Below are 9590 nucleotides of genomic sequence, written 5' to 3'. Positions count from 1 at the left end.
CAGGGCATCGCAGATCTCCACCAGCCAGTCGGCCGGGGTATCGGCGCCGCCCCCCAGCTTGAGCTGGTTGAACACATCCTGCTCGGAGAGCAGCGGACGACGACGGCTGCTGATGATGAGATCCGGGGTGATGAAGATGCGCAGCGCCACCATCTCTTCGGGCCTGTGATCCTTGTTGTGGTTGATGCCGCGCAGGATCAGCAGCACCGTCTCCCCCATCCGCACCAGCTTGGGACGATTGCTCTGGCCGAGCAGCGACTCCCTGGCCGCCTCGCTGAGCAAGGGGGTCTGCAACAGCCAGCGCGCCGAATCGGGATTGCCGTAATCCAGATGCAGCCAGCCGGGATGCGCCGCCGGGACTTCGCTTCCCGCCGTCAGCGGCGCCATGCCACCCTTGCCATCCAGAGTCAGGGCATAAATCACTTCACCGGGCACCCGATCCATCTCGTCTCCTTCTCGTTTCATGTGCAGGCCCCAGCTTACACCAAAGGCGGGGCCGACTCAGCCCCGCGCCGGGAAGGGGAGGCCTGTGTTAACATGCCCGCTCTCGTTTTCTATCCGCTTTCACTACAGGAAACCATGCCATGCCCATCTGGGTTGATGCCGATGCCTGCCCCATTCCGGTCAAGGAGATCCTCTACCGCGCCGCCCACCGCGCCCAGGTCGTCACCACCCTGGTGGCTAATCAGGGGTTGCGGGTGCCACCCTCGCCCTTCATCAAAACCCAACAGGTGGAGAAGGGATTCGATGTGGCAGATCATGTCATCGCCCAGCAGGTTCAGCCCGGCGATCTGGTGATCACCGGCGATATCCCCCTCGCCTCCTGGGTGATTGATGCCGGTGGCGAGGCGCTCAATCCCCGCGGCGAGATCTACACCCGCGAGACCATCAAGGCGCGCCTCGGCATGCGCAACTTTATGGAAGAGCTGCGCTCGGCCGGCGTGCAGACCGGCGGCCCAGCCCCCTTCAATGCCGCCGACAAGCAGCGCTTCGCCAACGCCCTCGACAAGTGGCTGGTCAAAGGCAAGCTGTAAAGAGACCCTAAAGGCGCCCAACATGGGCGCTTTTTCGCCGTAACATCCTGATTTTTAAAATAAGAGCTGACCACAAACGTCAGACTGGTAAGATGCGCCGCCATCTTGTCCACGCCGTAATCATCATGACCGCCCAAGGGCACCTGCTCTTCTCCGTTACCTGCACCCTGATCGCCCATAAACTGCAGCTCACTCCGGCGCTGGCCGATGCCAGTCTGTGGCAGACCATCCCTGCCGCGCTGGCCAGCGCCCTGTTGCCCGACCTCGACCACCCCAAATCGGTGCTGGGGCAGCGCCTGCCGTGGATCTCGAAACCTCTGTCGCGGCTGTTCGGCCATCGCGGCTTCACCCACAGTCTGCTGGCAGTCGCCACCGCTGTCTGGGGGCTGAACCAGAGCCTGCCGCCGGGCACCCTGCCCATGGGGGTCAAGGATGCGCTTATCGTCGGCTACCTCAGCCATCTGCTGGGGGACTGGCTCACCCCGGCGGGCATTCCGCTCTTCTGGCCCATCAAACGCCGTTACCGCCTGCCGGGCTGGCCGCTGCGCAGCGGCGGCGCCATCGAAACCGGCTTTTGCACCCTCACCCTGCTGGTTGCCGGCTGGTGGTGCGGCTGGCGGCTGTAGGCCAGAAACAAAAAAGCCCCTGACGAGGTCAGGGGCTCAAACCGTGGCGGGTGCCGCCAGAGGATCAGATCATGATGCCTGCGATAACAGCAGAGAGCAGGCTGACCAGGGTAGAACCGTAGACCAGCTTCAGACCGAAGCGGGAAACCATGTTGCCCTTCTCTTCGTTCAGCGCTTTTACCGCACCGGCGATGATGCCGATGGAGCTGAAGTTGGCGAAAGAGACCATGAAGATGGAGAGGATGCCGACGGTGCGCGGAGAGAGCTCGGCAGCCACCTTGCCCAGATCCATCATCGCCACGAACTCGTTGGTCACCAGCTTGGTCGCCATGATGGAGCCCGCTTGCAGCGCTTCACCACTCGGGATACCCAGGATCCAGGCGATCGGGTAGAAGAGGTAACCCATGACGAACTGGAAGTTCACGCCAAATGCCATCTCGAACAGGTAGTTGATGAGGGCGATCAGAGCGATGAAGCCCACCAGCATGGCACCCACGATCACGGCAACGGTGAAACCGGCCATGATGTACTCGCCCAGCATCTCGAAGAAGTTCTCTTTCTTCGGCGTGTGGTGCTCGTCACCTTCGGCAATGGCCTTGATGTCGGTCACGGAGTTATCCGGCTCGTAGGGGTTGATCAGCGACAGCACCACGAAGGTACTGAACATGTTGAGCACCAGCGCGGCAACCACATAGCGCGGCTCGATCAGCTGCATGTAGGCACCGACGATGGACATGGAGACGGTAGACATGGCCGTCGCAGCCAGGGTGTACATCTGCTTCTCGTTCAGGTGCGGCAGGATGTTCTTGAGGGCGATGAAGTTCTCGGACTGGCCGACGATCATCGAGCTGATGGCATTGAAAGACTCCAGCTTGCCCATGCCGTTGATCTTGGCCAGCACGGTACCGATACCGCGGATCACCAGCGGCAGCAGGCGGATGTACTGCAGAATACCGATCAGCACGGAGATGAAGACGATGGGCATCAGCACCATCAGGAAGAAGGAGAAGGCCCCTTCGTTGACCAGACCACCGAACACGAAGTCGGTACCCTGTTTGGCAAACTCCATCAACTTGGTGAAGCCGGCGGCAAAGCCCCCCACCACCGCCAGACCCACTTCCGAGTTCAGCATGAACCAGGCCAGCGCCAGTTCGACCACCAGCAGTTGGCCGATATAACGCAGCTTGATCTGTTTCCAGTTGTGGCGGTTAGCCAGCAGAGAGAGAGCGAGGACCATCACCAGTCCGAGCACAAAGTGAACGTATTCCATACCTGTAGCACCTGAGTAAATTGTAATTTTTGACCGGCGCCATCATAGACATTTGCACATTTAAAAATCAGATAGCCATCACAATCCCGCGCAATATTATGGAGGCAGGATAATACAAACGTTTTTAAATTAATTGTGCAATGAACTAATATTAATCGTGCAACACAGATAACATAAATCCTTTTAAAACATAATGTTGAGTAGTGGTGGCGCCGTTTTCATATTCTTTGAAAATATTTAATCAGCATTTTCGCAACATTCCTTGTAGCGCAGTAACTGCTCGCATAATATTTTCCAGTCATTATATTAAAATACCGAAAATAGAAAACGTTTATCCTCGATAAATAATTAGATGTGTGTTTGAAAAATAGTCCTTATTACATTGTCAGTGCTCGCCCGCGATCGGTTTGGCAACAAATGAACCTTTCATGTCCCCTCGTGACAAGCCGTTCAAAAATCCGCCACATCCGGTGCCACATTCTGGTATGATGCGCGGCCTTAGCGCTCGCGCATCCCCGTTTTCTCCGAAATAGAGTCCTTTTGTGAACAACAGCGAATTTAGCAGCCTCAATCTCTCCCCCGCCCTGCAAGAGAACCTTACCAGCCTGGGTTACCTGCAGATGACCCCGATCCAGGCCCAGAGCCTGCCCCTGGTGCTCGATGGCAAAGACCTGATCGCCAAGGCAAAAACCGGCAGCGGCAAAACCGCCGCCTTCGGCCTCGGCCTGCTGGCCAAGCTCAACGTCAACCGCCTGGAAGTGCAGGCGCTGGTGCTCTGCCCGACCCGCGAACTGGCGGACCAGGTGGCTCAGGAGATCCGTCGTCTGGCGCGCGCCCTGCCCAACGTCAAGCTGGTGACCCTGTGCGGCGGCACCCCGACCGCACCGCAGTCCGCCACCCTGAGCTTTGGTGCCCACATCGCCGTCGGCACCCCGGGTCGTATTCTCAAGCATCTGGAGCAGGGCACACTGGAGCTCTCCGGCCTCAAGACGCTGGTGCTGGATGAAGCGGATCGCATGCTGGACATGGGCTTTGGCGAAGATATCAACCGGGTCATCAGCTATGCCCCCCAGCAGCGTCAGACCCTGCTCTTCTCCGCGACCTATCCGGAAGGGATCGCCCAGATGAGCCGCGGCGTGCAGCGCAATCCGGTCGAGGTGAGCGTGGAGTCCCTGCACGAGGGGAGCGCCATCGAACAGAAGCTTTACGAAGTGCCTGCCGGCCAGCGCCTCGACGCCCTCACCTGGTTGCTGAGCCACTACCAGCCAAGCTCCTGCGTGGTGTTCTGCAACACCAAGCGCGCCTGTAACGACGTGGCCGACCATCTGGCTGCCAAGGGCTTCTCGGCGCTGGCGCTGAACGGCGATCTGGAACAGCGCGAGCGGGATCAGGTGCTGGTGCGCTTTGCCAACGGCAGCGCCACCATTCTGGTGGCCACCGACGTGGCGGCCCGTGGCCTCGATATCAAGGAGCTGGGCGCCGTCATCAACTACGAGCTGACCTATGATCCGGAAGTGCACGTGCACCGCATCGGTCGTACCGGTCGTGCCGGCCAGCAGGGTCTGGCTCTGAGTCTCTATCAGCCGAACGAGGCCCAGCGCGTCAACTTTATCGAAGAGTACCAGCAGGCTCCGATGCCGCTGGGTGATCTCGACAGCATCGGCCGCGACATCAAGCCGATCGCCCCGCAGATGGTGACCCTCTCCATCGATGCAGGCCGCAAGACCAAGGTGCGGGCCGGTGACATTCTGGGTGCCCTGACCGGTGAAGGCGGCATTGCCGGCGCCGATGTCGGCAAGATCCAGATCTCCGAGCAGTACTCCTACGTCGCCGTGAAGCGCAGCGTGGCGAGCGCCGCCCTCAAGCGGTTGCAGGAAGGCAAGATCAAGGGTCGCAGCTACCGCGCCCGCAAACTGGGCTAAGGTTCTTTGCAAGCCGTTAGCCAGACCACAGGCGCCTGACAGGCGCCTGTTTCATATCTCCGATGCCGCCATGCGGCAAGACAGGCACCATGACCCAAGCAATCCAAACCGATGTGAGCTGCCAGAACTGCGAAGCCTGCTGCTGCCGCCTCGAAGTGATGCTCTTTACCGATACCGGCGTGCCGGACCGTTATGTACTGGAACGGGAAGGCGAGATACCGGTCATGCGCCGGCTCGACGATGGCTGGTGCGCCGCCCTCGACCGCAACACCATGATGTGCCGTATCTACGAGGTGCGACCGCTGATCTGCCGCGAATTCGAAATGGGTGAGCCCGACTGCGTTGACGAGCGGGACAAGTGGTTTATCAAGCTGGATTGAGCCAAGGCCAGTCAGGATACGGGTGGTCAAGCGCTCGCAGGTTCACAGGGAGCGGTGTTGAGCTGCTCCCCCAGCCACTGGATGGCCGCTGCCTCCTGCTCGAAGTAACGTACCGCCCGAAAGGGTAATCCCTTGAAGATGTTATCCGCCAGATAGCGCTTGAAGCCCCCCACGAAGACCACCGCCAGAAACTGACAGCCACTCTCGGCACACCAGCCAAACTGGCGACGAAAACGTGCCAGCACCTCGGGCCCGGCTGCTTCAAACTCGGTCGCGACCTCGACAATTCCCCAGGGGCCATCCATCAGACCGGCCAGTTCGTGACGAAAGCGCGCCTCATAGGCCATGGCACCAGCCAGATTGAAGGGGCCACTCGGGCGGCAGATCAGCATCTGGCCCCTGCGCTCCATGTCGAATTGCCCATGTGGCTGCATGACTGCTCCCATTCCGTTACCACCACCATCGCCTGCAAATTGTTACCACAAGGTAATAATTTATAAGGAAAAGTCCAGCAGCAAACAGGTATTCCCCAAAGCGGGATCACCCTATCCAGCAAACCGTCGGCACCTCATGTTACCGACACCCCGCACTGAATCGGTCTCAAGATGTGTGATTGCAGTTAACGAAACGTTACTGCTATTATCCGCGCCGCCACAAACATTCCACCAGCCGAAAGGTTTGGCACCCCAACAAGGATGTGCAATGAAAAACAGGGACTCGAGTCATTACCAACGGATCTGGCGCTGGCACTTCTACGCCGGTCTCTTTGTCGCCCCTTTCCTGATCCTGCTGTCACTGACCGGGATCGTCTATCTGTTCAAACCCCAGCTCGACAACCTGATGTACCCCGAGCTGATGAAGGTCACCCCCGCCAGCCAGACCCTGAGTGCCGACCAGCTACTGGCCAAGGCGATGATGACCATGCCCGATGCCAGCCTGCGTAAATACCTGCCGCCTGCAGCTCCCGACCTGAGCGCTCAGTTCATCGTCAATCGGGGTGAACAGGAGCTGACTCTGTTTATGGATCCCGCCAGCGGCGCCCTGCTCGGCACCATGGATAACAAGTGGAATCTGCAGGCAGTCGCTCGCGCTCTGCACGCCGAGCTACTGCTCGGTACCACCGGAGATAGGCTGATCGAGCTGGCTGCCGGCTGGGGGATAGTGTTGCTGCTGAGCGTACTCTATCTCTGGTGGCCGCGCAAGGGGCCTGGCGTGGGCGGTATTCTCTGGCCCAGAGTGAGCCAGCGTGGCCGTCTCTGGTGGCGCGATCTGCACGCCGTGGTCGGCTTCTGGGGCGCAGGTTTCCTGCTGCTGTTGTTGCTGAGCGGCATGACCTGGACCGGCTTCTGGGGTGACCAGTTTGCCGCGGTCTGGAACCGCTTCCCCGCCGCCATGTGGAACGAGGTGCCCAAATCGGCACCGCTGGCTCGCACCCTGAATCAGGCCCACGAGCAGACGGTTCCCTGGGCGGTGGAGAACACCCCTATGCCCAGCTCGCAACCTGTTGATGAGGGGCACGATCACGGTGCCATGAACCACGGCGAGCACGAGGGAGTGGTGATGGCGAGCCAGCGCATTGCGCTGCAACAGGTGGTCGAGATCGCCCATGAGCGGGGAGTCCAACCGGGTTACAGCATCACCCCGCCGGTCGGCGCCACCGGTGTCTATACCATCGCGATCTTTGCCGATGATCCGCGCAACGATGCCACCCTGCATATCGATCAATACAGCGGCAAGGTGCTGGCCGATGTGCGCTGGCAGGATTACGGCCTGGTCGCCAAGACGGTGGAGAGCGGCGTCATGCTGCACATGGGCAAGCTCTACGGCTGGCCCCATCAGCTCGCCATGCTGCTTATCTGCCTGATGGTGCTGGCCAGCGCCGTGAGCGGCCTCTGGATCTGGTGGTGCCGCCGCCCGCAAGGGCGTCTCGCCGCGCCGCCGCTGCCTGCCAAACTCCCGCCGATGCGAGGTGCCATCGCCCTGCTGATCCTGCTGGGCATTGCCTTCCCGCTGGTGGGCACCTCCATGGTCGCCATCTGGCTGCTGGATACCCTGATTTTCTCCCGCCGCACGCTCAAGGTGGCGCGCGCCAGCTAAACCGGCCAAAACCAAAAAGGGCTCCCATCTCGGGAGCCCTTTTTATTGTTCGCCTTGGCGAGCTGCGACCAGCTGTCAGGAGAGCGCCAACCCGATGGAGAGCAGCAGGCTGAACAGAAAGGCGCTGATGGCGGTCTTCTTGAGGGAACCGGTCAGCACCTCGCCATCGTAGCTTTCGCGAAGAGTCTTGGCCGCATCGCTGAGAGGCTTCATGGCGGGCAAGAAGATCCACGGCCAGAAGCTGGCGGGCTGGATCAGGATAAAGGCGATGGTTGCCAGCAACGCCGCCCCCAACAGAACCCAGTGATAAGCGATGGCGCGGTTGCGGCCAAGGCGCACTGCCAGGGTGATCTTGCCGCTGGCGGCGTCGGTCTCGATGTCGCGCACATTGTTGATATTGAGCACGGCGGTCGCCAGCAGGCCACAGGCGGTGGCGGGTAGCAGCAGATCCCACTCCAGCGTCTTGGTGAAGAGGTAGTAGGAGCCGAGCACCCCCAGCAGGCCGAAGAAGAGGAACACAGAGATATCGCCAAACCCGCGATAGCCGTAAGGGGTCTTGCCGACCGTGTAGGTCACCGCCGCGACAATGGCCGCGCCACCCAGCACCACAAATGCCAAAATCTGCAGCCACTGACCGCCGAAGGCACAGCCCAGCAGCAGCAGGCCACTGGCCACCGCCGCCAGCGCGGTCAGCCCCATCGCCACGCACATCTGCTTTTTGGTGATAAGACCGGAGACCACCGCCCGCTGCGGGCCGATCCGCTCGCCGTTGTCGGCGCCGGAGACCGCATCGCCGTAATCGTTGGCCAGATTGGAGAGGATCTGCAGCAGGATGGCGGTCAGCAGGGAGAGCGCCATGATGGTGCCATCGAAGGCGCCACGACTGGCAGCCAGCCCCGAGCCCAGCAGGATGGAAGAGCAGGCGAGCGGCAATGTTCGCAAACGCGCCGCCAGCAACCAAACAGAGAAGGTATTTGTCATTTTGTGATGGCCAAACAATCGGATATTGATCGTGTTAAGGGTTATCGAACCGGATTTGGGTATACTTGGCCCCGGAGAGTGAAGCTCCCGCGGGCGATTTACATGGACGAATGGGCAGATAATATATAGGAAATCATCGCCCTTTGGCATAAACCTACGGCATCCAGCTACCGGATCGCTCGTTACTACCCGGCTCAGACAAGAATCCATGTTGGCTCAGACCCATATCAAGCAACAACTGGACGCCCTGCGTCACAGCAACGTCAGCGGCTTCGTACGGTTGCGAGTGGCGATCGAAATCCGCTCCTTTCTGGGCTGGCTCGCGGCGCAAACCCTCTATCCCCGCATCTACTGGCAGGCCCGTGGAGAGGCTCGCCCCGAGTATGTCGCGCTGGGCGCCATCCATGAACTGACCGAGCCGCACGCCATCAAGCAGGTGTGCACTAACACAGCCAACCAGCATCATGACGACAGCCCTCGCTACTATGGCGGACTGGCGTTCGATCCGGCCCAATCCGGCTGGCAAGGGTTTGGCCCCTGCCGTTTCGTGCTGCCCCGCATCGAGCTGGTGCGCCGTGGCGAGTGCGTCAGTCTCTGCCTCAACCTCTGGCTGGATGAAAACAATCTCGAGGCCGAACTGCAGGCGGCCGACGCCGCCCTCGATGCCCTGCGCCAGGAAGCCCCGCTGCCCGCCCTGCAAAAGCAGCCCTGGCAGCGACAGGATTGCCCCGGCCCCGCCCAGTGGCAGACGCTGGTTGAGCGCGTCACCGCCTCCGATTTTCAGGCCCACACTCCCAAGGTGGTGCTGTCGCGGGAGAGCGTGCTGACCAGTCCGAACCATGATGCGGATATCAATCCCTGGGCCATGCTCGACCAGTGGGCCCGCCACGCCCAGGACTGCTTCCACTTCGGTTTTCAATTCTCCCCCGAGCAGGCCTTTATCGCCTGTTCCCCCGAGCGGCTCTACCGCCGGGAAGATCGCCACCTCTTTACCGAGGCGCTGGCGGGCACCATTCGCCGCTCCGGCGATGAAGAGGTGGATGCCCAACTGGCCGCCGAGCTGCTGGCCGACAGCAAGAACCGGCTGGAGAACCGGCTGGTACATGTCGACATCCTCAGCCGTCTGGCGCCACTGACCCACGATGCCACCCTGACCGAGCCGCGCATTCTCAAACTGCGGCTGCTGCAGCATCTCAAGTGCGATATCGAAGCCGAGCTCAAGCCCGGGGTCTGCGACTGGCAGTTGCTCGACGCCCTCCACCCGACGCCGGCGGTGGGCG

10 protein-coding genes are annotated in these 9590 nt (G+C 60.8%); 6 read left to right on the top strand and 4 right to left on the bottom strand.

Annotated elements, in window-relative coordinates; translation table 11 throughout:
* The coding region (locus L972_RS07920) for a CorA family divalent cation transporter (RefSeq protein WP_331428936.1) at positions 1-444 on the bottom strand (444 nt) is incomplete at its 3' end.
* Between the two features lie 140 nt (positions 445-584).
* On the opposite strand from L972_RS07920, the gene L972_RS07915 reads away from it, so the two are divergent.
* Both L972_RS07915 and L972_RS07910 read left to right on the top strand, forming a co-directional pair.
* Complete coding sequence (locus L972_RS07915) at positions 585-1034, top strand: YaiI/YqxD family protein (RefSeq protein ID WP_005335916.1); 450 nt, start codon at positions 585-587, stop codon at positions 1032-1034.
* A 125-nt stretch (positions 1035-1159) separates the two neighbouring features.
* On the top strand, positions 1160-1660 hold the full coding sequence (locus tag L972_RS07910; protein ID WP_047437308.1) for a metal-dependent hydrolase: 501 nt from the start codon (positions 1160-1162) through the stop codon (positions 1658-1660).
* Between the two features lie 64 nt (positions 1661-1724).
* On the opposite strand, the gene L972_RS07905 is transcribed toward L972_RS07910, so the two are convergent.
* Entirely contained in the window at positions 1725-2930 is a 1206-nt protein-coding gene (locus tag L972_RS07905; protein ID WP_005363118.1) for a NupC/NupG family nucleoside CNT transporter, read from the bottom strand.
* 542 nt (positions 2931-3472) lie between these two features.
* On the opposite strand from L972_RS07905, the gene dbpA reads away from it, so the two are divergent.
* A complete protein-coding gene (gene dbpA / locus L972_RS07900) occupies positions 3473-4852 on the top strand; it encodes an ATP-dependent RNA helicase DbpA (protein ID WP_005335919.1) in 1380 nt (459 codons plus the stop codon).
* Positions 4853-4941: 89 nt separating this feature from the next.
* On the top strand, positions 4942-5232 hold the full coding sequence (locus L972_RS07895; protein ID WP_005363120.1) for a YkgJ family cysteine cluster protein: 291 nt from the start codon (positions 4942-4944) through the stop codon (positions 5230-5232).
* A 26-nt stretch (positions 5233-5258) separates the two neighbouring features.
* On the opposite strand, the gene L972_RS07890 is transcribed toward L972_RS07895, so the two are convergent.
* Complete coding sequence (locus tag L972_RS07890; RefSeq protein WP_005335923.1) at positions 5259-5666, bottom strand: hypothetical protein; 408 nt, start codon at positions 5664-5666, stop codon at positions 5259-5261.
* Between the two features lie 268 nt (positions 5667-5934).
* On the opposite strand from L972_RS07890, the gene L972_RS07885 reads away from it, so the two are divergent.
* The gene (locus tag L972_RS07885) at positions 5935-7329 is read left to right on the top strand and encodes a PepSY-associated TM helix domain-containing protein (RefSeq protein ID WP_047437305.1); all 1395 of its coding nucleotides are present in this window, start codon (positions 5935-5937) and stop codon (positions 7327-7329) included.
* Between the two features lie 75 nt (positions 7330-7404).
* Here L972_RS07885 and L972_RS07880 read toward each other — a convergent pair whose 3' ends face one another.
* The gene (locus L972_RS07880; protein WP_005363134.1) at positions 7405-8310 is read right to left on the bottom strand and encodes a 1,4-dihydroxy-2-naphthoate polyprenyltransferase; all 906 of its coding nucleotides are present in this window, start codon (positions 8308-8310) and stop codon (positions 7405-7407) included.
* 208 nt (positions 8311-8518) lie between these two features.
* Here L972_RS07880 and L972_RS07875 point away from each other — a divergent pair.
* A partial coding sequence (locus tag L972_RS07875; RefSeq protein ID WP_047437302.1) for an isochorismate synthase occupies positions 8519-9590 on the top strand: 1072 nt, incomplete at its 3' end.

It is taken from the genome of Aeromonas sp. ZOR0001, assembly GCF_000801015.1.
GTDB lineage: Bacteria > Pseudomonadota > Gammaproteobacteria > Enterobacterales > Aeromonadaceae > Aeromonas > Aeromonas veronii.
This window is presented reverse-complemented; position numbering and strand designations above follow the sequence as displayed.